Here is a 25,495-nt window from a genome sequence, read left to right as displayed (position 1 = left end):
CCATCAACCAGTGTCACGACCACCCCAAGGGCGGAGGATCAGCCGAGCGTCACGTGAGAGCTGACGCACGTGTGACGTCCTGACGCCGAGATAGTCCAAAAGCCGCGTCGCACATGCCCCCTGGGGCAGGCACGTGACCGTGCTGCTCAGCCGGATCGGGCTGGGCGCGATCATCCTGGCGTGCCGGCACGACGCGTCTTGCACACGCCGTGACGCTGGTCCCGACTTCGTGTCGGCATCGGAGACCGGCTCCAGGGGACCTCGACGTCACCCGACCGTCCCTCTGCCTAACAAGGACAACTATCAGGTCGGACGGGAAGCGGCCAGGCAGGTTTTGGCGCTCGCACCGGAACTGGCCACTGCGGCGTTGGAGAACCGCCGGTTCCTGATCCGCGCCGTACGCCGCCTCGCCGACGAGGGTTCGACCTTGCGCACGCCGCCAACCCACACGTCCGCGTCGATAACGGTCCCTTGGTGCACACTTATGCGCGAGCACTGCTGGGGGCGACGCGTCCGTACACATCGACCGTACGGGCACCCGGTGGACGCGAGCGGCTCGGCCACATCCGCAGCACGGGTCGGCGGTATCTCCTGCACGTGCTGCGGCGATGCGCCAGAAACTCCTCGACGCGCTGACAGCAATGTGAAAGAAGTCTTTGGACGCGCCGCTAAGGTCCCGGCTACGGGTGACAGGGAAGGTGAGAGACGAAGATCGCCTATGACATTCCCACACAAGGGGACGGCACTTCTGCGATCTCGACCTCGGAAAGGGGTCCGATCCGGGTGGGCCTGGGAGGACTTGAACCTCCGACCTCATCGTTATCAGCGATGCGCTCTAACCGACTGAGCTACAGGCCCGGATGCCGCGGATGTCTCGCGGCGCAACGAGAGGTTACCCCATCGGGAGGGGCAACCGGAAATCGATTGTCGGTAGGGGGACGAGGCCGGTCATTCGGCCTCCTTGAGGGTGACTTCGACACCTCCGACCAGGTCCGCGGCAAGGTTGTAGATGACGGACGCGACCGTGGACAGGGCGGTGATGAGCAGGACGTTGAGGGCCCCGACCAGCACCGTGTAGCTGAAGACGCGGACGAAGGAGAACCAGCTTCCGGCGTCGAGGCCGCCGGTGGTCTCGCCTTGGCGGCGGGTCAGTTCGGACACCGTGTCGGTGATCGCCGAGAACACGCCCAGCCAGGACAGGATCACGTACAGGACGGTCACGGCGACGAGCAGCACGATGAAGCAGACCAGCGACATCACGAAGCTGAACTTCATGACCGACCAGGGCTCCAGCCGGGCGAGTTGCAGCTGTGCCTTGCGCGCGGTCTTGCCGCCGCCGGTGGGCTTGGCGGCGGACGCGAACTTGGCCGTCCTGTTCTTCAGGAGGGTGCCCGAGAGCCCGCCCCTCCCGAATCGGGACTGCCCGCCGCCGGGGCCGGACGCGGCCTGCTGGGGCGCGGCCGTGCCCGGGATCTGGCCTGCCTGGGCGCCGGGATTGCCGTGGTTCTGACCTGCGGGATCGGGTCCGGCCGGGGTGGCGTTCATGGCACCCTGTATGCCCGGCCCGGAGTTACCGGAACCGTAACCACCCGATCCCGGAGTGTGAGCGTCGGGTCGAGGCGGCGCGGGTGCGCCCTTCACCTCGGCGCCATCGGTGGACGCCGACGAGGCGGGCTGGAACGACGGCGTCCAGCTCTGCCGCCCGGCGGACGGATCGGACGACGGCGCCGAGGGCGTGTCCTTGACCGGCGGGATGCCGGACGCTGATCCGGTGCCCGAAGCGGCCGAAGGCGCCGCCGCGGACGAGACCACCGGCTTGTCGGCGTTGGCGTCGATCTTGGGCAGGTCGGCCTTGGTCTCGTCGGCCTCGGAGATCTCCACGGTCGTCCCGTCCCGTTCGGAGGTGGCGGCGGACGCGCCGGCCGTCCTGCCCGGCTCGGAACCGGAGGACGAGCCGACGGCCTTGCCGGACCCCGACCCGGCCAAGGACAGGTCCGGCTCGGTGGCCGAGCCGGGCGCGGAGCCCGGGGCCGGTTCGGAGGCGGAGGCGGAGGCGGGCGCCTGACCGGTGTGGCCGGCGGGAGGCCGGGCCTCGTCCTTGCCGGGCTGGGTGCTCACGTGTCCTCCTGGCCTAAGGGATGGCCGCCAGGCTGCCCGGGGACGGCCTCAGGGTGGTCAGTCACCCTCGCTCCCCCCGGGCACCTCGGCGTCCGCTTCCTCCATGGACTCTACGTTCCTCGCGATGGCGACCACGCTGTCTCCCTCGGCGAGGTTCATCAGGCGGACGCCCATGGTCTGCCGGCCGGACTGCTTGATCTCCGCGGCGGTGGTGCGGATGACGCCGCCGTTGGAGGTCATCGCGAACACCTCGTCGTCCGGGCCCACCATCAGCGCCCCGACCAGCCGGCCGCGCGTCTGCACGATCTTAGCGGTCAGCACGCCCTTGCCCCCGCGTCCCTGCACAGGGTACTGATCGATCGGGGTGCGCTTGGCGTAGCCGCCCTCGGTGGCCACCAGGACGTCGGCCCCGCCGTCCGGCTGGGCGACGAGCATGTTGAGGACGTCGTGGTCGCCGTCGAACCGCATCCCGATCACACCGCTGGTGGCCCGTCCCATCGGGCGCAGCGACTCGTCGTCGGCGCGGAACCTGATGGCCTGGGCGCCGGTGGAGACCAGCAGCAGGTCGTCCTCGGGGGACACCAGCCGGGCCGCGATCACCTCGTCGTCGCCGACCAGGTTGATCGCGATGATCCCCCCGGTGCGCGGGGAGTCGAAGTCGGCCAGGGCGGTCTTCTTGACCCGGCCCTTCTTGGTGGCCAGCACCAGGTACGGGGCGACGTCGTAGTCACGCAGGTCCATGACCTGGGCGATGTGCTCGTCCGGCTGGAAGGCCAGCAGGTTGGCGACGTGCTGGCCGCGCGAGTCCCTGCCGCCCTCGGGCAGCTCGTACGCCTTCGCCCGGTACACCCTGCCCTTGTTGGTGAAGAACAGGATCCAGTGGTGCGTCGTGGTGACGAAGAACTGGTCGACGATGTCGTCCTGCTTGAGCTGCGCGCCGCGCACGCCCTTCCCGCCGCGCCGCTGCGCCCGGTACAGGTCGGTCTTGGTGCGCTTGGCGTAGCCGCCGCGGGTGATGGTGACGACGACGTCCTCTTCGGCGATCAGGTCCTCGTACGACACGTCGCCGTCGAACGGGACGATCTGGGTGCGCCGCTCGTCGCCGTACTTCTCGACGATCGGGGCCAGCTCCTCGCCGACGATCGTGCGCTGCCGCTCGGGCGAGGCCAGGATCTCGTTGTAGTCGGCGATCTCCGCCATCAGCTTGTCGTACTCGTCGGTGATCTGCTGGCGCTCCAGGGCGGCCAGCTTGCGCAGCTGCATGTCCAGGATGGCCTGGGCCTGGATCTCGTCGATCTCCAGCAGCCGCATCAGGCCGCTCTGCGCCTCCGACGCCGACGGCGACCGGCGGATCAGCGCGATCACCTCGTCGATCCGGTCCAGCGCCTTGAGCAGGGCGCGCAGGATGTGCGCGCGCTCCTCGGCCTTGCGCAGCAGGAACCGGGTGCGGCGGACGATGACGTCGATCTGGTGCGCCACCCAGTGCCGGACGAACTGGTCGAGGCGCAGCGTGCGCGGCACCCCGTCCACCAGCGCGAGCATGTTCGCGCCGAACGTCTCCTGGAGCTGGGTGTGCTTGTAGAGGTTGTTCAGGACGACCTTGGCGACGGCGTCCCGCTTCAGCACGATCACCAGCCGCTGGCCGGTGCGGCCCGAGGTCTCGTCCCGGACGTCGGCGATCCCGTCGAGCTTGCCCTCCTTGACCCCTTCCGCGATCTTCAGCGCGAGGTTGTCGGGGTTGACCTGGTACGGCAGCTCGGTGACGACCAGGCAGGTGCGGCCCTGGATCTCCTCGACCTCGACGACCGCGCGCATGGTGATCGAGCCGCGGCCGGTGCGGTAGGCGTCCTCGATGCCCTTACGGCCGACGATCAGGCCGTGGGTGGGGAAGTCGGGGCCCTTGATCCGCTGGATCAGGGCCTCCAGCAGCTCCTCGTCGCTGACGCCGTAGTTCTCCAGGTACCACTGGACGCCCTCGGCGACCTCGCGCAGGTTGTGCGGCGGGATGTTGGTCGCCATCCCGACCGCGATGCCCGCCGACCCGTTGACCAGCAGGTTCGGGTAGCGGGACGGGAGGACGTCCGGCTCCTGGGAACGGCCGTCGTAGTTGGGGGAGAGGTCGACGGTCTCCTTGTCGATGTCGCGCAGCAGCTCCATCGCCAGGGGCGCCATGCGGCACTCGGTGTACCGCATGGCCGCGGCGGGGTCGTTGCCGCGCGAGCCGAAGTTGCCGTTGCCGTCGATGAGCGGGTACCGCATCGCCCAGGGCTGGGCGAGGCGCACCAGGGCGTCGTAGATGGGCGAGTCACCGTGGGGGTGGTAGTTCCCCATGACGTCGCCGACGACGCGGGCGCACTTGAAGTAGCCGCGGTCGGGCCTGTAGCCGCCGTCGTACATCGCGTACATCACGCGGCGGTGCACCGGCTTGAGCCCGTCGCGCACATCGGGCAGCGCGCGCGAGACGATGACCGACATCGCGTAGTCGAGGTAGCTGCGCTGCATCTCGACCTGGATGTCGACGGGCTCGATGCGCTCTGGCGGGCCCCCGCTCTCTGTGGTCACGTCCGTCACTCTCAAAGACCTCTTCTAGTAGTGGAAGCAAAGGAAGTCCGGCTGTGCCGACCGGGACGCCGCTCGGGCCGCCCGCCCGGGGCACCGCCCGGGACGGCGGCCGGGATGCGGGCCGGCGTGCCGGCCGCGTCACCCGGGTGAAGGCGCTCGGGTGCCCGGGAGGGCGCGGCCGCCTTCGGTCGGCTGAGGACTCCGATGCCTGGGAGCTTCAACGGCCGGGTCCTCAGATATCCAGGAATCGGACGTCCTTGGCGTTGCGCTGGATGAACTCGCGGCGCGGCTCCACCTCTTCGCCCATGAGCACGCTGAACAGCTCGTCGGCCTGGGCCGCGTCGTCCAGCGTGACCTGCAGCAGGAGCCGGTTGTCCGGGTCCATGGTGGTGTCCCACAGCTCGCTGGCGTTCATCTCGCCCAGACCCTTGAACCGCTGCACCAGGTCGCGGGGGCGCGGGTCGCGCTTGCCTGCCGCGATGCCCGCCTCGATGATGGCGTCGCGCTCGCGGTCGGAGTAGGCGTAGTCGGCGTCCTGGCCCCGCGCGTCCCACTTGATCTTGTAGAGCGGAGGCTGGGACAGGTACACGTGGCCGGCCTCGATCAGCGGCTTCATGAACCGGAACAGCAAGGTCAGCAGCAGCGTGTTGATGTGGTGGCCGTCCACGTCGGCGTCCGACATCAGGATGATCTTGTGGTAGCGGAGCCGGTTGATGTCGAACTCGTCGTGCACGCCCGTGCCCAGCGCGGTGATGATCGCCTGCACCTCGTTGTTCTTGAGGATGCGGTCGATCCGCGCCTTCTCCACGTTGAGGATCTTGCCGCGGATCGGCAGGATCGCCTGGAAGTGCGGGTTGCGTCCGCCCTTGGCCGAGCCGCCCGCCGAGTCGCCCTCCACGATGTAGAGTTCGGACACCGAGGGGTCGGTGGACTGGCAGTCCGACAGCTTGCCGGGCAGCGAGGTCGACTCCAGCAGGCTCTTGCGGCGGGTCAGGTCGCGCGCCTGCCGGGCCGCGATCCGGGCCCGCGCCGCCTGCGTCGCCTTGTTGACGATCTCCTTGGCCTCACCGGGGTTGCGCTCGAACCAGTCGCGCAGGTGCTCGTTGCAGGCCTTCTGGACGAACGACTTGGCCTCGGTGTTGCCGAGCTTGGTCTTGGTCTGCCCCTCGAACTGGGGGTCGGCCAGCTTGATCGAGATGATCGCGGTCAGGCCCTCGCGGACGTCCTCACCGGTGAGGTTGTCGTCCTTGCCCTCCCGCAGCAGCCGCTGCTCCCTGGCGTAGCGGTTGACGATCGTCGTCAGCGCCGCCCGGAAGCCCTCCTCGTGGCTGCCGCCCTCGGCCGTGTTGATCGTGTTGGCGAAGGTGTGCACCGACTCGGCGTACGAGGAGTTCCACTGCATGGCGATCTCGACGGACATGCCCTCGGTGTCGTCGCCGAAGTAGATCACCGAGTCGTGCACGGCGTCGCGCTTGCCGTTGAGGTAGCGGACGAAGTCCTCGATGCCGCCCTCGTAGTGGTAGCGGACGGCGCGCGGCTCGCCGTCGTCGCCCACGCCGTGGCCCGGACGCTCGTCCACAAGGGAGATCGACAGGCCGCGGTTGAGGAAGGCCATCTCCTGCATGCGGCGGGACAGGGTCTCGAAGTTCCACTCAAGGGTCTCGAAGATGGTCCCGTCCGGCCAGAACGTGATCGTGGTGCCGGTCTCGGACGTCGGCTCGCCCTTGGCCAGCGGAGCCACCGGGCCCCGCCAGGTGTAGGACTGCCGCCACACGTGGCCGTCCACCCGCACCTCGGCCTCCAGCCGGGACGACAGCGCGTTCACCACCGCCGACCCGACGCCGTGCAGGCCGCCGGACACCGCGTAGGACTTTCCGTCGAACTTGCCGCCCGCGTGCAGCGTGGTCAGCACCAGCTCGATGGCGGGGCGTTTCTCCACCGGATGCTCGCCCACGGGGATGCCGCGCCCGTTGTCGTACACCCGGACGCCGCCGTCGGCCAGCAGCGTCACCACGATCTCGTCGGCATACCCGGCCAGGGCCTCGTCGACGGAGTTGTCGACGATCTCGTATACCAGGTGGTGCAGGCCCCGCTCGCCGGTCGAGCCGATGTACATGCCCGGGCGTTTGCGGACCGCCTCCAGACCTTCAAGGACAGTGATCGAACTAGCGTCGTACGCCAAAGGAGATCCTCCTGCCGGGGATGCCCGTCGCCCGCGCTCGTCGGAGAACGCGGTGTGCCCCGTAACACACGTATGGGCGCCCCTCTCGCTCTGGACAGTCGGCCAGAGACCCGGGCGACCCATGGCGGCACAGCATCCTGAACCCGATTTCATTCTACCGGCTCGTAGCCCAAAAAGTGGCACTGACGAGCGCTGTGTGCGCGTGTGGCGGCCGGACGGGCGAGGAGATGTGACCCCCCATAGGCCCGGGGGGGTTCTCTGGCCTACGGGGCGCTCGTCCGCGAAGTTCATCCGTCGGCCGACGGGCTCGGTTCCGCGCCGCCCGATGGCCGCGCGCAGCCGTCCGATCGCGCCGCGTGGCCGGTCCATAGCGCCTCCTGCGCGTGGTCCAGTCGTACGGAATGAACGCTGTCACACGGCACTGACATTCCGTGTTCGCCGAGGGCCGATTCGATCACGCAGGGTGCCCGGCGCCGGGTGTCCGGCGGTGGCTTCGGAGCCGTGCCCGGCCGCGATTCCGGGGTCGCCGCGGAGGCCCGGGGCGCCGATCAGCGGACGCGCCAGCCTCCGGGGCGGCGGGGGCCCGAGGACGGGCCGACGACCTTGACCTTCCGGACCGTTCCGTGCCCCAGCTCCTCGTTCAGCCGCCTGACCAGCGTGGACGCCAGCAACCTGAGCTGCGTCGCCCACGTGGTGGAGTCCGCGACCACCGTCAGCTCGCCGTCCTCGAAGCGTTCGGGACGGGTGTGCTCGGCCAGCTCAGGGCCCACGATGCCGGGCCAGTTGCCGAAGACTCCTCCGACGGCCGCGCGCTGCTCCCAGCCCCGGGACGCCAGAAGCTCCCGTATGGCCGTCCCGAACATTTTGGGATCGCCCCCACGGCCGGGCTCCCGTATCACGAGGGGTCGGCCGCCTCCCTTACGTTTTCCGCCTTGCCCCGGTACGGAGCCGCGCTTGCGGGCGTCTGCCTTCGCCTGCGCCAGGGCTTCGCGAGCCAACTCGATCCCCGATTTCCCCGAAGGGACGGACTTACCGTCGTCCCTACCGGAGTCGGCCGCATCGTCGGCGTAATTCACCGCATCGGTGGAGTTATACACAGCCTGTGGATCATCGCCACCCGAAGGGTCGTCCGAGGGCCGACTGGGAGTGCGCTCACTCACGGGTCACCTTCCCATCGGCAACGGTGTACGAGTTGCCGGCCAGTTCCTTCGGGACGTCCACCGGCACCGCCGCGGTGATGAGGACCTGCTCCGCCTGCGCCACCATCTCCGCGAGCCTGCTGCGCCGTCCCGTGTCCAGCTCGGCGAACACATCGTCCAAGATCAGCACTGGGTCGTCCCCGTCCGCGCGCAGGAGATCGAAGGCCGCCAGCCGCAGTCCCAGAGCGAACGACCACGACTCGCCATGGCTGGCATAGCCGCGTGCGGGCAGCTCCCCCAGGCGAAGGACGAGGTCGTCCCTGTGCGGGCCGATGAGGCTGATCCCGCGCTCCAGTTCCTGCCGCCGCGTCTCCGCCACGGCGGCGAGCATCTGCTCCGCGAGTTGTGCACGGTCTGTGGACAACTTCGTCTCACCCAAGGAGCTCTTGTACACAAGCCCCGCCACGTCGCTCCCAGGCGCGATCGCCGCATAGGACCGGGCGACCAGGGGGCGCAGCGCGGCCACCAGCTCCAGCCGGGCTGACAGCAACTCCGCACCCGTACGGGCCAAGTGGGAGTCCCATACGTCGAGGGTGGCCAGCACCTCTGGTCCGGGGGATCGCCTGTGCGCGGCCGCCGACTTGAGCAGGGCGTTGCGCTGCTTCAGAACCCGGTCGTAGTCGGACCGGACGCCCGCGAACCTGGGCGCGCGTGCCGTCAGCAACTCGTCCAGGAACCGGCGCCGCTCCCCAGGGTCCCCCTTGACCAGGGACAGGTCCTCCGGGGCGAACAGGACGGTGCGCAGCATCCCCAGGATCTCGCGGGGCCTGGGGACGGGCGAACGGTTGAGGCGCGCCCGGTTGGCCTTGCCCGGGTTGATCTCCAGCTCGATCAGGGCCTTGCGGTCGTCCTTCACCACCCCGGCCCGCACGATCGCCCGGGGAGCCCCCTGGCGCACCAAGGGGGCGTCCGTCGCCACGCGATGGCTGCTGTGCGAGGCCACGTAGCCGATGGCCTCCACAAGGTTCGTCTTGCCCTGGCCGTTCGGCCCCACGAACGCGGTGGCTCCCGGCTCCAGCGCGACCTCGGCGGAGGCGTACGAGCGGAAGTCCTGCAGCGAAAGGTGGGCGACGTGCACGAGACACGAGGGTAGAGCCTTTACAGGCCCGCGGTACCTGACGGCCAAGACCACCGAGAGTCCACCCGCGCGCCCCCCGGAGAACTACGAGGGACTACAGGGAGGGCGGCTTGACGTCGGCGCCGGGGGAGTCGGCGCCCTTGGCGGCCTCGACCGGGTGGCCGCCGAACTGGTTGCGGAGGGCCGCGACGACCTTCATCGCGGGGGAGTCCTTCTGGCGGGAGGCGAAACGCGCGTACAGCGCGGCGGTGATGGCGGGGAGCGGCACGGCGTGGTCCACCGCCGCTTGGACGGTCCACCGTCCTTCACCGGAGTCGTTGGCGTAGCCGCGCAGCCGCTCAAGGTGGGGATCGTCGGCCAGCGCGCGGTTCATCAGGTCGAGCAGCCAGGAACGGACGACGGTGCCCTGCTCCCAACTGCGGAACGTCTCGGGCACGTTGGTGACCAGGTCGCTGGCCTCGATCAGCTCCCAGCCCTCCCCGTACGCCTGCATCATCGCGTACTCGATGCCGTTGTGGACCATCTTGACGAAGTGCCCGGCGCCGACCTTCCCCGCGTGCACGAAGCCGTACTCGCCCTCGGGCTTGAGCGTCTCGAAGATCGGCATGGCGCGCTTCACCATTTCCTCGTCGCCGCCGACCATGAGGGCGTAGCCGTTCTTGTTCCCCCATACGCCGCCGCTGACCCCGCAGTCGAGGAAGCCGATCCCCCGGGCCGACAGCTCCTCGCCGTGCCTCTGGTCGTCCACATAGTGGGAGTTGCCACCGTCGATGACGAGATCCCCAGGTTCGAGGATTTCCCCAAGCCTGTGGATGGCCTTATGCGTGGGCGGGCCCGCGGGGATCATCAGCCACACCGTCCTGGGCGGAGTCAGCCGCTCCACCAGTTCCTCCATCGAGGAGACATCGCTGTTCTCCGGATGATGGTCGTAACCGACGATCGTGTGACCACCCCGGCGAAGGCGATCGGCCATGTTGCCGCCCATCCTGCCCAGGCCGATGATCCCCATCTCCATGTCTTCTCTCCCCTGTACGTGGCGTCGTCGCCGTACGCGTCGTCGTGCGTGCCCTACATCGTCGGCGTCCCGCCCAGGGCGGCCCACACCGCATCGCGCCTAGGCGTACCCGCAAACAGCCGCCTACGCGTGCAATGCCCGCCTTTGTGGTCCCGTGTGGGTCCGGTGCGAACCCAGGAGCGGAAGCCAATGTGGACAACCCGCACGGGTGTCCGCATAGTCCGCCACATCCTCCCCTACGGCGCGAACCATGCACCCGTGCAGGTCCAAGGGTCAGCCCGACAGCCGCACCGGCATGATCAGGTAACGGTAGCTGGGGTTCTCACCCTCCTGCGGAGGCTTGCCGGTGAGCACCGCGGGCTTGGTGGGCGTGGTGAACGACAGCCGCGCCACGTCCGAGCCGATCGCCGCCAGCCCGTCCAGCAGGAACCCGGGGTTGAACGCGATCGCGATGTCGTCGCCCTCCAGCGTCGCCTCAAGCGCCTCGACGGCCTGGGCCTCATCCCCGGTCCCCGCCTCCAGGACGACCTCTCCCTGGCTGAACGAGAGCCGTACAGGGGTGTTCCGCTCGGCCACCAGGGACACCCGCTTGACCGCCTCGATGAACGGCGCGGTCTGGACCTCGGCGAGGCCCGCGTACTCGCTGGGCAGCAGCGAGCGGTACTTCACGAAGTCGCCGTCCAGCAGCCGGGACGTGGTGCGGTGCCCCCCGCCCTCGAAACCGATCATCCCTTCGCCCGCGCCGTCGGCGCCGCCCAGCGCGATGGAGACCTCCGCGCCCGCGGTCAGCGACTTGGCGGTGTCGGCCAGGGTCTTGGCGGGCACCAGGGCCACCGCGGTGAAGTCGGGACGGTCCGGCTTCCAGTGCATCTCCCGTACGGCGAGCCGGTAGCGGTCGGTCGCGGCCAGGGTGACCGTCTCGCCCTCGATTTCCACACGCACACCGGTGAGCATGGGGATGGTCGCGTCCTTACCGGCCGCGACGGCGACCTGGTTGACCGCGGCCGCGAATTCGTCGCTTCCCACGGCACCGGCGGCCGGTGGCATCTGGGGGAGTGTCGGGTAGTCCTCCACAGGCATGGTGAGCAGTGTGAACTTCGCGCTGCCACAACGGAGCATGACCTTGGCGCCGTCCGTGGTCACCTCCACAGGGTGTGGGGGCAGGCTGCGCGAGATCTCGGCCAGGAGCCGTCCCGACACCAGGGCGCTTCCCGCCTCCTCCACGTCGATCTCCGTGGCGACCTGCGCGGAGACCTCGTAGTCGAACGCCGACAGCTTCAGCCGGTCCGCGTTGCCCTCACCCCCGGCCACCATGTGCATGCCGGCCAGCACCGCCACGGGCGGCCGGGCCGGAAGGGTCCGGGCGGTCCACGCCACGGCGTCGGCGAGGGCGTCTCTGTCGATGCGGAACTTCATGGGGACCCGCCTCCTGAAGGTTTCGGTTCGCGGATTGGGTGGAACTGATCATTTGGGACGCCCGGGACACGGGATCCCCAGGCCCTGAGTTGAGATGGTTCTTTTCTTGGGTAGAGACAAGAGGCAGTACTCGTCATAGGGGCGGTGGACAGTGTGGACATCCGACGTCCGCGCAGGTGAATGACCTGTTTTTGTCCACCGGCGCTGTGGGTTCGGAGTGGACGCGGCGGCGCCGCCTGAGGATGGCGAAACCGTCCCCACACGTCATCCTCACCTCATCCCCCGGTTATCCACGGGTTCTCCGCAGGTTCTCCGGCCGGACACCGCGGATCCGCCGGCCGACACCCCGGAGACCGCGCCGAGCCGGAGCCGCCGGGCGCTCCGTCCCCAGCGCGTCCCCAGGCAATCCTCAGCTTGTCCACGGAGCCGTCCCCATGATGCCGGGCGGCGTCCCCAGCCCGTCCCCAAACCATCCACGTCTTGTCCTCAGGTTCTCCGCAGGTTGTCCCCTGGCTTTTCCACTTGGATCCCCAGTGTTTTCCCCAGCCTGTGGGTATCGGGGGTTTGCCTTGGCTCTCGCCGCTGCACACGCGCCCGGCCTCTGCGCCTGGCTCCGGTGTGGACAGCTCTAGGTGCTTCGCGTCCAAGCCGGGCCCCACCGACCCGCCGGACCCCTAGGCGGGAGCGGACGGGCTTGGGTCAGCGCTTGCGCGCTTGGTGTTTGATGCGCCCGGTCAGCTCGGTCACCTGGTTGTAGATCGCGCGGCGCTCGGCCATCAGGGATCTGATCTTCCGCTCGGCGTGCATCACGGTGGTGTGGTCGCGGCCGCCGAACTGCTGGCCGATCTTCGGCAGCGACAGCTCGGTCAGCTCGCGGCACAGGTACATCGCGATCTGCCTGGCGGTCACCAGCATCCGGGACCGGGACGGGCCGCACAGATCCTCGATCGTGGTCCCGAAGTACTCCACCGTCTGCGCCATGATCATCGCGGCGGTGATCTCCGGGCCGGTGTCGTTGGGGATCAGGTCCTTCAGGACGATCTCCGCCAGCTTCATGTCCACCGACTGCCGGTTGAGGCTGGCGAACGCCGTCACCCGGATCAGCGCGCCCTCCAGCTCGCGGATGTTGGTCGCGATCTGGGACGCGATGAACTCCAGCACGTCCGGGGGCGCGGCCAGGCCCTCCTGCCGCGCCTTCTTCTGCAGGATCGCGATCCGGGTCTCCAGCTCCGGCGGCTGGACGTCGGTGGTGAGGCCCCACTCGAACCGGTTGCGCAGCCGATCCTCCAGCGTCACCAGTTCTTTGGGCGGCCGATCACTGGAGATGACGATCTGCTTGCTCGCGTTGTGCAGGGTGTTGAAGGTGTGGAAGAACTCCTCCTGCGTCTGTTCCTTGCCTTCGAGGAACTGGATGTCGTCGACCAGGAGGATGTCGACGTCCCGATACCGCCGGCGGAAGCCGTCCGCCTTGCCGTCGCGGATCGAGTTGATGAAGTCGTTGGTGAACTCCTCGGAGCTCACGTACCGCACGCGCGCCCCGTTGAAGAGGCTTTGCGCGTAGTGGCCGATGGCGTGCAGAAGGTGCGTCTTGCCCAGGCCCGAGTCGCCGTAGATGAACAGCGGGTTGTACGCCTTGGCCGGTTGCTCGGCGACCGCCACTGCCGCGGCGTGTGCGAAGCGGTTGGAGGAGCCGATGACGAAGGTCTCGAAGGTGTACTTGGGGTTGAGCCGTGCGTGCTCAGCCCCCGGCGCCGGACCGCTGCCCGCCGGGCCGGTCCCTGGGGGCGGACCCATTCCGGGGCCGCCACCCGGATGGCCAGGCGAGTGGGCACCTCGGGGCTTCGGCACGTTCGGAAGGTCCTCGTCCCGGAACGCCGCGCCTTCACCCCTGTAGGAGGACTCGTCGCGGTAGGACTCCTCCCCTCTGTAGGAGTCCGCCGACGCGTAGGCGGCGCCTTCCGTGCCGAGGCCACTCTGGGGCTCGCCGCTTGCCCCGCTCCGTCCCTGGGACGGCTCACCACGACCCGGGCCCTGCCTGGACGCGCCCAGGGTGCGGTCGTTCAGGTGAGAGGGCGCGTGCCCTCGCCCTCCCTGCGGGGCGCCGGGTCCTCCCGGTTGACCCTGTCGTCCCTGGCCTTCTCCCCCATGGCCATAGGAGTCCGCGCCGTTTCCTCCGCCCATTCCGGGACGGCCCGTACCTGAATAGCCCTCACCGTGGGAAGCCCCCGGCAGCCCGTTCTGAGGACCTCCCCCTTGGGAACCACGTCCGTCGTCGAACGGCGACGGCCCTCCGGCCGATCGCTCCGGCCCAGGGCCCGATCCAGGACGACGGGACGACGGCGGCGGAAAACCCCCGCCGTGCCCCTGCCCGCCGTGCTCGCCCTCACGCTGAGGCCACCCGCGGTCCTCGTCCTCTGAGAGATATCCACCGCCCGCGCCGGGGCTGTGGATAGAACCTGCGGACGGAGCGCCCCCATACCCCTGCTCGGGGTAGGAACGGTCACCGTACGACTGGTCCCTATACGAACGGCCCTCGTACCCCTCGTACGACCGGTCATCGTAGGGACGCTCTTCGTACTCGGCGTACGGGCGTTCCCCATAGGCATCGGGTGGCCGTTCGAGCTGTCCCCGGCCCGGCCCCGGCTCGCCGGCCGCACCGGATGACGACGACCCCGGCGACCCCGCCGAGGCACCGGCCGCGGACGGCGGTTCAGGCTGGACGGTGACCGCGACACGGATCTCCCGTCCCAGCTCATGCGAAAGAGCCTGCGTGATCAGCGCACGCAGGCGCGTCTCCAAGGCGTCCTTGGCGAACTCGTTGGGCGCGGCCAGCAGGGCGGTACCCTCCACCAGCGCCAGGGGCCGGACCATCGGCAGCCACGCGCGGTAGCTCGCGGGAAGTTCCCCTTCGGAGAGAGCCGTGAGCGTGCGGGTCCAGACCGATGCGAGATCCTGTCCGTCCATGCGCAAGGTCCCCTCCCGAACACTCCGACCCCGGAGCACCTTCACTGCCCAGCGTTCCCACGGGCGCGGCCGGTCCCGGAGACCTCAGCGGCGCCGCGGGAGACTTACTCTCTCACGAGTTGTCCACAGAGTTGTCCACATGCTGTGTATGAGCATCGAAGCCCTGTGTAAAAGTCGGTGGACCACCACCGGCGACGGACGGGCTCAGGATGGCGCTATCTGGGGAGCGGATACCCGCCTATCAGGCGGGACGGGGAAGGACGCGGCCGTACCGTACGACTGGACTCTGGTCGGCTCGCCCGGAGACCTTAGCGCCCGGCGCCGGAGCCTCGCAACATCCTCTCCGCACGCCCCTCGGACGCGTGGCCATCGCCACACGGCCCACAGGCAACTCCGCTACCGTAAGCAAGTGCTTTGACCCGCGGGCTCCGTTTGACCGCATGGCCTGGTAGCCCGTAACGTTCTGAGGTCGAGTCGCATCGACGGCGAAGCCGTGTGCCCGCCATCTCGTCCCACTTCTTTTCCCGTACGGGTGTGTTCCGTGCGGACCGGGCGAGCACGGGTGGGCCCCCGCTGCGGGGGACCGGACGCGGCCCTCGATGCGAGACATCGCGCCAAGCCCAACGCCTGAAGACAGACGCCTTAACGACAAGCCGACCGCAGCACTGGAGCCTCGAGTGAGCAAGCGTACTTTCCAGCCGAACAACCGTCGCCGCCACAAGAAGCACGGCTTCCGGCTGCGGATGCGCACCCGCGCCGGGCGCGCGATCCTCTCCGCGCGGCGCGCCAAGGGCCGCTCCCGCATCGCGGTCTGACCCTTCCCCTCGCATGCTGCCGTCCGGTCACCGGATGCGGCGGCGGGACGAGTTCACCCTGACCGTCCGGCGCGGTCGCCGCGCTGGACGGCCCACCGTCGTCGTGCACCTGCTCCGCCGGGACGAAACCACCGGCGGAGCCGCGGACCCGCCCGCGGGATCCACAGGAAGCGGGGATCGCCGTGAGGCCGCCTCCGCGGCGGACCCTCCCCGGGTCGGGTTCATCGTGTCCCGCACGGTCGGCAACGCCGTCGTCCGCAATCGGGTTCGCCGGCGGCTGAGGCACCTGGTCCGAGGGCACCTGGACCGGCTCCCGGAGGGTAGCCTGCTCGTAGTGCGTGCAAACCCCGCTGCGGGAACGGCGCGCTACGACGAACTGGCCGCGGACCTTGAGTCGGCGCTCGACCGGCTCCTGCGGCCAACGTCCAAGGGACGGAGATGACGAGCAATCCGGAGGGGCACGCAACGCCCCCGCGCGGGGCCCGGGGCCCGAGCCTCGCTGCGCGCGCCCTGATACTGCTCGTCCGCGCCTACCGCCGCTTCTTGAGCCCCCTGCTCGGACAGCAGTGCCGCTTCCAGCCCACCTGCAGCGCCTACGGCCTGGAGGCCCTCCAGGTGCACGGTGCGCTGCGTGGCAGCTGGCTGACCGTCCGCCGGATCGGCCGGTGCCACCCCTTCAACCGTGGTGGATACGACCCCGTACCGCCGGCCAAGGGCGTCGCCCCCTCCACGACCCCTAGCGAAGACCGCCAAGCCCAGAGCGGTACTTCGCGGCCCCGCCTTAGCAGGGATCGCCGTGACGGAGACCGCCATGGCAAGGACCGCCGTGCCGAAAGCGGCCCCGCCCTAGCAGAGCCCAAGGAGCTTCCCGGTGCTTGATTGGCTGTACTCGATCGTCGCTCAACTGATCGTCTGGATCCATACCGGCCTGAGCGTCCTCGTCCCCAAGGACAGCGGCTGGGCCTGGGGCGGTTCGATCATTCTGCTGACGGTGCTGCTGCGGCTGGCCATGGTGCCGCTGTTCGTGAAGCAGATCCATGCGTCCCGGAAGATGCAGGAGCTGAACCCCAAGGTCCAGGCGCTGCGCAAGAAGTACAAGAACGACAAGCAGCGCCTCAACCAGGAGGTCATGAAGCTCTACCAGGAGAACGGCGCCAACCCCCTGTCGGGCTGCCTGCCGCTCCTGGTGCAGATGCCCGTCTTCATCGGCCTCTTCCAGGTACTGCGCCGCATCTCCGACGCCGACCCCGGCGAGGGCGTCTTCGCGGTCACCCCAGAGCTGGTCCAGAGCGCCCAGAAGGCCGACATCTTCGGCGCGCACATCCCGGACACGTTCCTGAACGCCTGGAGCACCGACCCCAAGCCCTGGGCGGCCATCGTCGTCACCGCCATCGCCGTCGTCATCAGCTCGTGCACGACCTTCTTCACGGTACGGGCCAGCATGCAGCGCCAGCCGGTCACCGATGAGGCGAACCCGATGATGCAGGCGCAGAAGATGATGGTCTTCCTCGCGCCGCTGTTCGGCCTGTTCGGCCTGGGCTTCCCCCTGGGCGTGCTCATGTACTGGGTCACGTCCAACAGCTGGACCCTGGTGCAGCAGCACTACATCTACTCCAAGTACCCGCCGCTGAGCGCGACCGAGAACGGCTCCTCGGCACAACCGACCGGCAAGGGCCCCGCCAAGGGTCCCGCCAAGGGCAAGGCCGGCGCCAAGGCGTCGGCGAACTCCACCGGCACCAAGGGACGCCTCAAGAAGGGCCCCGAACAGCCCACGGAACCGGAGCCGAAGCCCAAAGTCGTCCGGAACCAGCCGACGCGGAAGCCGCGCAGCAAGCGCAGCGGCAGCCAGAAGCGCTAGTTTTGACCCCTGTCCTTGCCGGAGAAGGAGACCCCGTTGAGCCAGACCGACACCACCGAGGTCGACGTCCAGGCGCTCGAGCAGGAGGGCGAGATCGCCGCCGACTACATCGAGGGCCTGCTGGACATCGGTGACTATGACGGCGACATCGACATGGACGTCGAGGGGGAGCGCGCGCTGGTCGCCGTGGTCGGCGCCTCCCTGGACGAACTCGTCGGCAAGCGCGGCGAGGTGCTGGAGGCACTGCAGGAGCTGACCCGCCTGGCCGTGCACCGGCAGACCGGCAACCGCACCCGCCTGATGCTGGACATCGGCGGCTACCGCGAGCGCCGCCGCGCCGAGCTGACCAAGCTGGGACAGGACGTGTCCGCCGAGGTCAAACAGTCCGGCCAGGCCAAGCCGCTGGCCCCCATGACCCCGTTCGAACGCAAGATCGTCCACGACGCGGTGGCGGCCGCGGGTCTCCGCAGCGAATCCGAGGGCGAGGAACCCGACCGCTACGTGGTCGTCTACCCGTCCTGACCGGGTAACCGGCCGGAGCCGCCCTGCGGCCGTCACCCAACATCATCTCTAGGCAAGCACCAACGAGGCGAGGCCCGTCCCAACGGACCTCGCCTCGCGGCATGTAGAGGACAACGCGGCAACAGAGGGCGCGCTTCACTCAGCAACAACTCGTCCGGCACCAACCGCCCCACAAGATCGACCGACACAATCCCCAGCGGTGCGCACCCGCCCGTCACGCACACGAGAAACGCTCTCAAGCAGGACGAATCTCCATGGGCGCTCGACCTAGCCGCGCCATCGGCGCGGTCGTGATCGAATCCGCTCCGGACGCATCGACGTCTCGGCGCTCCTGATCCGCTAGCCACCACCAGGCGCCCTACGGTGATGAACGCGACCAGCGCTGGCACACGCTCCCGGATAACTGCTTGATTCCCACGTCCTCCAGAACCGAACGGGCGAGCAGGTCGAAGCGCAGTCATCAGGTGTGGCGGCAACGATGCCCAGCCCTGTGGCCCTGTGCACATCCAGGGGTGTGACGCGCGGTCAGGTTCCCGTCGACCGAGGCAAGATCGATCGGCTGTGATCGCGGATCACACGGCAGTCCCGCGCTAAGCAGCCCTCCGGACTCCGCCACCAGCGTTATCCACAGGCTGTGGAACGTATGGCGCCCCCAGAAGCCACCCGCCACCATCGAATCGTCAGCCCGTCCCACCTGCCCAAGGGGCAAACGTGATCCGACCGCCGCCGACGTTTCCACAAGTTGGCCCGACTGGCCATCTCCCGACCCCACCGCTCCAGGAGAGCCCAGGGTATGAGCCGACGAGCCCGCCGCTGGGACGCTTTCCTCAGAGCTTGACCAGTTCGGGGACCTCCAGGCCACGGTTTTTGAAGACCCTCGGAGACCCTGACCGCGCCGTCCATCCCTGCGGAGCGGCGACCTGGACGCCCGCCCGGCTGCGGCCTCCTCGCCTCCGCCCGTGTCCGCGCCGATGGCGAAGGCGAGCACCATCGCCAAGGCGGCACCCTCTGGCACCTCCCGAGATCACCGGGGATCCGGCGCCGCCCCGGACGTGGACGAGCGACGGTCCCGAATCCGGTGACCGGATCGGTATCGAGCCTGCTACTGGCTCTCCAGGAGGGGAGAACCACCGAAGCTGACGCGGTGAGCCATCTGGGCATCAGCCGGACGGCCGTCACCACGCACGCGCCGCACCTGCTCGGCGAGGTGACCGAGAGCCAGACGCTGACCATGTCGGCGACAGTGTGTCGACCGGCGCCCTGGCCAGACCACCGCCCACGGGCCGGCAAGGTGCCCCGTCGGGGGGTTGATCGGTCAGCGCCGGAACGAGCTCCGGCGGCGGAGGCGACGGCGGGCGGTCAGATTCTCCTGCGCAGGGTCCTGGGCGAACGAAGGGTCCTGCGCATGTGCCGGGTCTTGAGCCGGATGAGTCGAGGTGGGCTGCGAATGGCCGTTGGCAGGAGGTTGAGGAACGGGGCGTTCGATCACACGTTCGACATGCTCGCTGGGGCGGTCCACGGAGCGTTCGACGATCCGTTCTTCGCGAACCAAGGTGTCGGGGCCGGTGGGCTCCTCCGCCTCCACATAGCCGGGGTCCGTGCCGGCCATCATGGTGGCGCGGCGTCGCGGCCTGGTGTACTTCAGCGTGAATCCCATGCTGATCAGACCCACCAGGATGAAGATCCAGCCGACCAACTGGATGTTGACTCCGCTGAGATCGACGTGGAGCGCGAACGCGAGGATCGCGCCGATGGTGATGAACGAGAGACTGACTCCGATACCCATGGTCTCGGAGCCTCCTTCCGGGGGTGTGCGATGAGCCGGGGGTTCGGCACTGCCCGTCCCTGTACCCGATCGACCCGGAGTATGCGGGAGCCCTTACGGCGTAGCCGATCCGTAAGGTTCCTGTGGCCCTCCGACCAGTGTGTACTGTGCGACCTCGCTGGTTTTTGTGGAACGATTCGTACGGTGGGGATTGAGAGCGAGGTTTTCGGGGATGCGCTGCCGCTCGCGGAACGCTATGCGAAGTTCCTCGCCGAGGACGGGGTCGAGCGCGGGCTGATCGGGCCGCGTGAGGTCGACCGGCTCTGGGAACGTCATCTGATCAACTGCGCCGTTGTCTCCGAGGCGGTCCCCCAGGGCGCCACAGTCGTGGACATCGGCTCCGGCGCCGGGCTGCCCGGCATCGTGCTGGCGATCATCCGGCCGGATCTGTCGATCACGTTGCTGGAGCCGTTGCTGCGCCGTGTCACCTTCCTCAACGAGTGCGTCGAGCTGCTCGAACTGGCGAACGTCAAGGTACGCCGCGCCCGAGCCGAGGAGGTGGCCGCGGACATGTCGATGGACGTGGCGACCGCTCGCGCCGTCGCCCCTCTCGAACGCCTGGCAAAGTGGGCCCTGCCGCTCTTGCGGCCCGGCGGGGAACTGCTGGCGCTCAAGGGAGAGCGCGCGGCGGCCGAGTTGGACGAGGCGAAGCCGGTTCTCGATCGCTTCGGTGTCCGTACCGCGGAGCTGCTGCAAGTCGGGCGCGGTAAGGTCGATCCGCCGACAACGCTTGTCCGTGTGGTCGCCGAGCGCGCGCCCCGACGCGCCAAAGGGTCGAGGAAGAAGAGGTCGTCATGAGCACGGGACCAGGACTGGGCTCCTCCAGTTGGCCCTCCGGGCCTGACCGCTCCAGCGAATCCCCCCAGGACGAATCGTCCGGCCCCGACACCGGGGCGAAGACCGGCAAGGCGGGGGACGCACTGCCCTCCGGCCATGCGATGTGGGGTAACACGACGTCCGGTACGGCGGAGACCGTCGGTTACGTGCCGGCGAACGGCGGGGTCCAGCCACCACCGGGTCCGCGTGGAGGACCAACTCAGGGGGAGTCAGAGCTGGTGCGCGAGGCACTCAAGGACGCCAAGGTTTCACGTGAAACCTCAGTGCGGGTGAGACCCGAACGGCGAGACAAGGAATGGCCGCGGCCGAGCACATGCCGGGTGATCACCATCGCCAACCAAAAAGGCGGCGTGGGCAAGACCACCACCTCGGTCAACCTTGCCGCCTCGCTGGCGATGCACGGTGCCAAGGTCCTGGTCGTCGACCTCGACCCTCAGGGCAACGCCTCCACGGCGCTCGGCGTGGAGCATCGAGCCGACGTACCGTCCATCTACGAGGTGCTGATCGAGGACCTTCCCCTGGCGGACATCGTCGTCCCGGCACCCGAGATCCCCAACCTGCATTGCGCCCCGGCCAACCTCAACCTGGCCGGCGCCGAGATCGAGCTGGTGTCGAAGGTGGCCCGTGAGTCCCGGCTGCGCCGCGCGCTGGACTCCTACGACACCGACCAGTTCGACTACGTACTGATCGACTGCCCGCCGTCGCTCGGCCTGCTGACCGTGAACGCACTCGTGGGCGGGGACGAGCTGCTCATCCCGATCCAGTGCGAGTACTACGCCCTCGAAGGTCTCGGGCAGCTGATCCGTACCGTGGACCTCGTCAAGTCCCACCTCAACCCGGGGCTGAACGTCTCCACGATCCTCCTCACCATGTACGACGCGCGGACCCGCCTGGCGGCACAGGTCGCCGAGGACGTCCGGAACCACTTCGGCGACGTCGTCCTCAACACAGTGATCCCCCGTAGCGTCCGGGTCTCCGAGGCCCCCAGCTACGGACAGTCCGTCATGACCTACGACCCGGGCTCCAGCGGTGCGCTCGCCTACAGCGAAGCCGCCTCGGAAATGGCCCACCGGGGAGCGCCGGAGTGAGCCAGCAACGACGTGGCCTGGGCAAGGGCCTTGGAGCCCTGATCCCAACCGCCCCGCCCGCACCCGCCCCAGGGTCGGGCGAGGCATCCGGCACTGGGAACGGTATGCCCGGCGGCTCCGAGGGCGGCAGGCCCGGCAACGACATCAAGCCGGTCGCCGGTGCCCACTTCGCCGAGATCCCGCTGAACTCGATCCGCGCGAACCCCTGGCAGCCTCGCGAGAACTTCGACGAATCGGCCCTCGACGAACTGGCCGAGTCCATCGGCATCGTCGGACTGCTCCAGCCCATCGTGGTCCGCAGGCTCGTCGGCGAGGACCACGACTACGAGTTGGTCATGGGCGAGCGCCGCAAGCGCGCCGCGGAGAAGGCGGGCCTGAACGTCATCCCCGCGATCGTCCGGGACACCAGCGACAACGACATGCTGCGCGACGCGCTCATGGAGAACCTCCACCGCGAGCAGCTCAACCCGCTGGAGGAGGCGGCGGCGTACCAGCAGCTCCTGGAGGACTTCGGCGCCACCCACGAACAGCTGGCGAGCCGGATCGGCCGCTCCCGTCCGCACATCACCAACACCCTGCGCCTACTGAACCTGCCGCCCGCGGTCCAGCTCCGAGTCGCCGCCGGCGTCCTGTCCGCCGGTCACGCCCGCGCTCTCCTAAGCCTCAAGAGCGAAGAGGCTCAGGAGAGCCTGGCCCTGCGCATCGTTCAGGAGGGCCTGTCCGTCCGCGCCGTCGAGGAGATCATCGCCACGCGCCAGGTCGAGGACGGCCCAACGCCCCCACGCCAGGGCCGCCGCAAGAAGCCGGTCGCCCCGGCCCTCCAGGAACTGGCCGACCGCCTCTCCGATCGATACGACACCAAGGTCCGCGTCGACCTGGGGCGGAACAAGGGCAAGATCGTCGTCGAGTTCGCCACCATGGAAGACCTGGACCGCATCATCAAGGCCATGGCCCCCGACGAGGCACCCCCCAGAGACACCGGCCTATAACCACACATCCACAAGGCCCCGGGGCTTGGGCGGATTCGAGGGGTCGTTGCAATACTGGTGATCAGTTGACTGGTGCCAGGAGCTTAGCGAGACGCTCGGCTGGGGTTTCCCAGCCGAGCGTTTTGCGTGGGCGGGAGTTGAGTTCGGCGGCGACGGCGTTCAGGTGCTGACGGGTGTGGACGCTCAGGTCGGTGCCCTTGGGGAGGTACTGGCGCAGCAGGCCGCTGGTGTTCTCGTGAGAGCCGCGCTGCCACGGGCTTGCCGGGTCGCGGAAGTAGACGGGGATGTCGGTGGCGATGGTGAACGCGCGGTGGGCGGCCATCTCCGAGCCTTGGTCCCAGGTCAGGGACCGCGCCAGGTGGGGTGGAAGTGTCTGGACGGTGTCGATCAGGGCGTCACGGACCAGGCCGGGGGTGCGGCCGCGGGGTAGGTGGAGCAGCATCACGTAGCGGGTGGTGCGCTCCACCAGGGTGCCGGCCGCGGACTTGCCGTCCTTGCCGGTGATCAGGTCGCCCTCCCAGTGGCCGGGCACGGCCCGGTCGGCGACCTCGGCGGGACGCTCGCTGATCATGACCATGTTCCGGATCGCGCGGAACCGGCGCCGGTCGGCTTGCCGGTGCGGGCGACGGTGGGCGCGGCCCGAGCGCAATGCCTTGGTCGGTTCCCGGCTCAGTTCCCCGCGGCCTTGGACGTACAGGGCCTGGTAGATGGTCTCGTGAGTCACCCGCATCTCCGGCCGATCGGGGAAACACCTGATCAGAGTTACAGATGTGCTCTGGACTTCACCGTAGGCGCAGATGGCGCTGGATGAAGTCGCGTAGTCCGGGGTTCTGCCCGATCTTGCCTGGCTTGGGACGGGGCCGGCGGGCGCCGGCGCGGGCCTGGGCGGCGTGCGGGCGGTACTGGCCGCCTGTCGGGTGGCGGTTGCGGCGGACCTCGCGGCTGATGGTGGAGGGGCTGCGGCCCAGTTCGGCTGCGATGGTGCGCAGCCAGGCGCCTTCTCTCAGCCGGTCGGCGATGTGGATGCGGTCGTGTTCGCGCAGGTGGCGGGACGGGCCGGGCGGGGGCACCGCCGTGTTGATCGGTGGTGCCCCCTTGTGCGCGCCCGACGGGTTTCCGGCCGTTCGGCCACCGCTTCCCGGTCCGGTAGTTGATCCCGACGACCTGGCACGCCTCTCGGCTGCTGAGCCCCTGATCCATGAGCCGGAAGTATTCCGCCCGCTCACGGGTCAGCTTCTTGCGCCCCTGCGCTGACCGGTCCTTGGCGGATCTTGAAGTCGTCCATCGCACCCCTTGGGCTGGGGTGTTGCAACGACCACTAGAACTCAAGTTGGAACCTCGGGGCCTTGTCATCTCCCCACCCCACCAGACCCAAGTCCAGCTCCCCAACGAATCCCCGCCTAGACCCGCCCACCCACCCAACACATCCACTCGCGATGTTTCACGGGAAACATCGCCCATGCTCGAATGCACAGCCAATCGCCGCACACGCAGCGGCGCACCGGGCAGCCCGTAGCAAGCAATCCCGAACCCTCTCACTCACACCGAGTCCACAGCGATCTAGGCCACGTCGAGAAGATGGCGTCAGTCAGGACTCGCCACCCGGCGCCCAGCTGCTAGCACCACGTCGTGGAATGCGGCATCGCCTTGCTTAGGCATCGCCGGGTGGCGGCACTCGCTGCGAGAGGTCGCTGTGCCCTGGAGCCGTCGTCCAAGATGTCACCCTTCAACGAACGCCACGACCCTTGGCTCCGCCGTGTGGCCACGAATCGCTGTTGATAGGGACAGTCACCGGGATGTCTCGGTGCCGGAGGCAGGCCCGGCGGAGCGGGAGCCGCGCGCCTTATCGACCAGGACCGGACCCGACCAGGTGCACGCCTTCCCGGCCCGAGCCGCGACGCGTACCCCTCCAGCGCCGCGAAGAACTGCGGCCAGTCGCCACGCCTTCCGCCGGTCGTAATCGGTGTGGGGTGGTGCGTGCGGCCAGTTTCACGTCGCCGCAGTTGGTCATGGATCAACGAGAGGAGCACACCTTGCCCGCCAGGGCCAGTACGACCGGGTGTGCCCTGCCGGCTCGAGCCTGGTGGCGCGTATCCCCGCCTTCCGGCGGTCGTGATCGGTTCACGAGGGGAGTGACGCATGTCGCTGCAGGTGGGCTGGAAGCGGCACTGCTGTCCGAGCAGGGTTGACCGCGACCAGGTAGGCCCGAGGTGATGGGACGGGGATGGGCAACCAGTACGCAGTGTTCTTGGGGCTGGATGTCGGCAAGGGCGAACACCACGCGGTCGGCCGACGCCACCAGACCGGGTGACAACACCCCCGGATCATCAACGACAGGGGCAATCAATCGTGCCCGGCCTGGCGACCAAGATCTTCGATCATCGGGGACGCGAAGAAGATAACGGGCTCAAGCAGTCTGGGACGCATGCCCGCTCCGGCGCTGGGGTGAACTGCGGCCTGTCACCGCGCCTTCCGCCGGTCGACGGCACCATCGGCTCCTGGCCCTATTGGTTGCCTATGCGGATCTTGGTGGTCGGCCCGCCGGAACGTGGCCTGCCCATTGTTCGGTGGGTCTGCGCATACGACCCGCACCAGGTGGGCCAGCCTTGGGCGTCGCCAACGCGGCGGGTACCCGCGGCACTGATGTCCCGCGGATGGCGGGGCGCACGAGATCCGTCAGTGGACCCGTCGCACGCCCGAGATCATCGGCCGCGCTCAGATAGCGGGCCACCCATCTGTGTCAGCACCACAGCAGGCCCATGGAAGGGCTACCGGTGTCCATACCATGCGGGCACATCCCGCCCACGAGTTTGTGCTTGGACCGCCATTGCACACCGTTCAGCCATCGCCGACGCCTTCATGCGAGGGGCGGCCCTGATCGTCTGGGTCGGGTAGTAGCGGCTCCGACTCCCGCCGCCGCCGGTCGATCAATGCCTGTGTGCTCCGACCGCCACCGCTGGCTACGAGGTCTCGGTGCAGATGGTCTTCACGGCTTTGATCTCTCTGCTGAAGACCTCACTCAGCCCC

17 protein-coding genes, 1 tRNA gene and 2 pseudogenes are annotated in these 25,495 nt (G+C 68.8%); 9 read left to right on the top strand and 11 right to left on the bottom strand.

Going from position 1 to position 25,495, the window contains the following annotated elements; genetic code table 11:
- Positions 1–133: 133 nt before the first annotated feature.
- A pseudogene (locus ACGWYJ_RS14955) lies at positions 134–406 on the top strand (SAM-dependent methyltransferase); the annotation flags it as partial.
- A 378-nt stretch (positions 407–784) separates the two neighbouring features.
- On the opposite strand, the gene ACGWYJ_RS14950 reads toward ACGWYJ_RS14955, so the two are convergent.
- From ACGWYJ_RS14950 to dnaA, 9 genes are all read right to left on the bottom strand, one after another.
- Positions 785–858, bottom strand: a tRNA-Ile gene (locus ACGWYJ_RS14950).
- A 90-nt stretch (positions 859–948) separates the two neighbouring features.
- Entirely contained in the window at positions 949–2,118 is a 1,170-nt protein-coding gene (locus ACGWYJ_RS14945; protein ID WP_395106569.1) for a DUF3566 domain-containing protein, read from the bottom strand.
- A 57-nt stretch (positions 2,119–2,175) separates the two neighbouring features.
- Positions 2,176–4,689, bottom strand: coding sequence for a DNA gyrase subunit A (gyrA, locus tag ACGWYJ_RS14940; RefSeq protein WP_395106568.1), 2,514 nt, complete (start codon positions 4,687–4,689; stop codon positions 2,176–2,178).
- A 223-nt stretch (positions 4,690–4,912) separates the two neighbouring features.
- Complete coding sequence (gene gyrB, locus ACGWYJ_RS14935; RefSeq protein ID WP_395106567.1) at positions 4,913–6,862, bottom strand: DNA topoisomerase (ATP-hydrolyzing) subunit B; 1,950 nt, start codon at positions 6,860–6,862, stop codon at positions 4,913–4,915.
- A 548-nt stretch (positions 6,863–7,410) separates the two neighbouring features.
- Positions 7,411–7,725, bottom strand: coding sequence for a DUF721 domain-containing protein (locus ACGWYJ_RS14930; RefSeq protein WP_285701028.1), 315 nt, complete (start codon positions 7,723–7,725; stop codon positions 7,411–7,413).
- Between the two features lie 289 nt (positions 7,726–8,014).
- Positions 8,015–9,139, bottom strand: coding sequence for a DNA replication/repair protein RecF (recF, locus tag ACGWYJ_RS14925; protein WP_395106566.1), 1,125 nt, complete (start codon positions 9,137–9,139; stop codon positions 8,015–8,017).
- 94 nt (positions 9,140–9,233) lie between these two features.
- Positions 9,234–10,241 carry a phosphogluconate dehydrogenase (NAD(+)-dependent, decarboxylating) gene (gnd, locus tag ACGWYJ_RS14920; RefSeq protein WP_395106565.1) on the bottom strand — a complete coding sequence of 336 codons (1,008 nt, stop codon included), beginning with the start codon at positions 10,239–10,241 and terminating at the stop codon, positions 9,234–9,236.
- Positions 10,242–10,427: 186 nt separating this feature from the next.
- Entirely contained in the window at positions 10,428–11,570 is a 1,143-nt protein-coding gene (dnaN, locus tag ACGWYJ_RS14915; protein WP_395106564.1) for a DNA polymerase III subunit beta, read from the bottom strand.
- A gap of 699 nt (positions 11,571–12,269) precedes the next feature.
- Positions 12,270–14,534: a chromosomal replication initiator protein DnaA gene (gene dnaA, locus ACGWYJ_RS14910; RefSeq protein WP_395106562.1), complete on the bottom strand. Its 2,265-nt coding sequence runs from the start codon at positions 14,532–14,534 to the stop codon at positions 12,270–12,272.
- Between the two features lie 677 nt (positions 14,535–15,211).
- On the opposite strand from dnaA, the gene rpmH reads away from it, so the two are divergent.
- The 5 genes from rpmH to ACGWYJ_RS14885 are packed head-to-tail and all read left to right on the top strand — an operon-like array spanning position 15,212 to position 17,729.
- Positions 15,212–15,349, top strand: coding sequence for a 50S ribosomal protein L34 (gene rpmH, locus ACGWYJ_RS14905; RefSeq protein WP_285701033.1), 138 nt, complete (start codon positions 15,212–15,214; stop codon positions 15,347–15,349).
- Between the two features lie 13 nt (positions 15,350–15,362).
- Complete coding sequence (gene rnpA / locus ACGWYJ_RS14900) at positions 15,363–15,791, top strand: ribonuclease P protein component (protein WP_395106560.1); 429 nt, start codon at positions 15,363–15,365, stop codon at positions 15,789–15,791.
- Positions 15,788–16,228: a membrane protein insertion efficiency factor YidD gene (gene yidD, locus ACGWYJ_RS14895; RefSeq protein ID WP_395106558.1), complete on the top strand. Its 441-nt coding sequence runs from the start codon at positions 15,788–15,790 to the stop codon at positions 16,226–16,228. Before rnpA ends, yidD begins: the two co-directional genes overlap by 4 nt.
- Entirely contained in the window at positions 16,221–17,207 is a 987-nt protein-coding gene (yidC, locus tag ACGWYJ_RS14890) for a membrane protein insertase YidC (protein ID WP_395106556.1), read from the top strand. The genes yidD and yidC overlap by 8 nt, the downstream gene beginning before the upstream one ends.
- A gap of 36 nt (positions 17,208–17,243) precedes the next feature.
- On the top strand, positions 17,244–17,729 hold the full coding sequence (locus ACGWYJ_RS14885) for a R3H domain-containing nucleic acid-binding protein (RefSeq protein WP_285701037.1): 486 nt from the start codon (positions 17,244–17,246) through the stop codon (positions 17,727–17,729).
- Positions 17,730–19,044: 1,315 nt separating this feature from the next.
- On the opposite strand, the gene ACGWYJ_RS14880 is transcribed toward ACGWYJ_RS14885, so the two are convergent.
- Complete coding sequence (locus ACGWYJ_RS14880) at positions 19,045–19,515, bottom strand: DUF6458 family protein (RefSeq protein ID WP_395106554.1); 471 nt, start codon at positions 19,513–19,515, stop codon at positions 19,045–19,047.
- Positions 19,516–19,698: 183 nt separating this feature from the next.
- On the opposite strand from ACGWYJ_RS14880, the gene rsmG reads away from it, so the two are divergent.
- The 3 genes from rsmG (at position 19,699) to ACGWYJ_RS14865 (ending at position 22,468) form a co-directional block, all read left to right on the top strand.
- Entirely contained in the window at positions 19,699–20,352 is a 654-nt protein-coding gene (gene rsmG, locus ACGWYJ_RS14875) for a 16S rRNA (guanine(527)-N(7))-methyltransferase RsmG (protein ID WP_285701039.1), read from the top strand.
- A 302-nt stretch (positions 20,353–20,654) separates the two neighbouring features.
- Entirely contained in the window at positions 20,655–21,479 is an 825-nt protein-coding gene (locus tag ACGWYJ_RS14870; protein ID WP_395106552.1) for a ParA family protein, read from the top strand.
- Positions 21,476–22,468, top strand: a complete 993-nt coding sequence (locus ACGWYJ_RS14865) for a ParB/RepB/Spo0J family partition protein (protein ID WP_395106550.1) — start codon at positions 21,476–21,478, stop codon at positions 22,466–22,468. Before ACGWYJ_RS14870 ends, ACGWYJ_RS14865 begins: the two co-directional genes overlap by 4 nt.
- Before the next feature lie 61 nt (positions 22,469–22,529).
- Here ACGWYJ_RS14865 and ACGWYJ_RS14860 read toward each other — a convergent pair.
- A pseudogene (locus tag ACGWYJ_RS14860) lies at positions 22,530–23,668 on the bottom strand (IS30 family transposase).
- Positions 23,669–25,495 lie beyond the last annotated feature (1,827 nt).

The organism is Actinomadura sp. SCN-SB (genome assembly GCF_043906805.1).
In the GTDB taxonomy this organism is placed as follows: Bacteria; Actinomycetota; Actinomycetes; order Streptosporangiales; family Streptosporangiaceae; genus Spirillospora.
Note: the sequence above shows the minus strand (reverse complement) of the source record. Positions and strands in the feature narration are given on the sequence as shown.

What these genes read in the sequence shown, in the direction of transcription:
- dnaA (WP_395106562.1), bottom strand. Translation starts at nt 14,534, where the DNA reads ATGGACGGACAGGATCTCGCATCGGTCTGGACCCGCACGCTCACGGCT.
- ACGWYJ_RS14930 (WP_285701028.1), bottom strand. Translation starts at nt 7,725, where the DNA reads ATGTTCGGGACGGCCATACGGGAGCTTCTGGCGTCCCGGGGCTGGGAG.
- rnpA (WP_395106560.1), top strand. Translation starts at nt 15,363, where the DNA reads ATGCTGCCGTCCGGTCACCGGATGCGGCGGCGGGACGAGTTCACCCTG.
- ACGWYJ_RS14880 (WP_395106554.1), bottom strand. Translation starts at nt 19,515, where the DNA reads ATGGGTATCGGAGTCAGTCTCTCGTTCATCACCATCGGCGCGATCCTC.
- yidD (WP_395106558.1), top strand. Translation starts at nt 15,788, where the DNA reads ATGACGAGCAATCCGGAGGGGCACGCAACGCCCCCGCGCGGGGCCCGG.
- dnaN (WP_395106564.1), bottom strand. Translation starts at nt 11,570, where the DNA reads ATGAAGTTCCGCATCGACAGAGACGCCCTCGCCGACGCCGTGGCGTGG.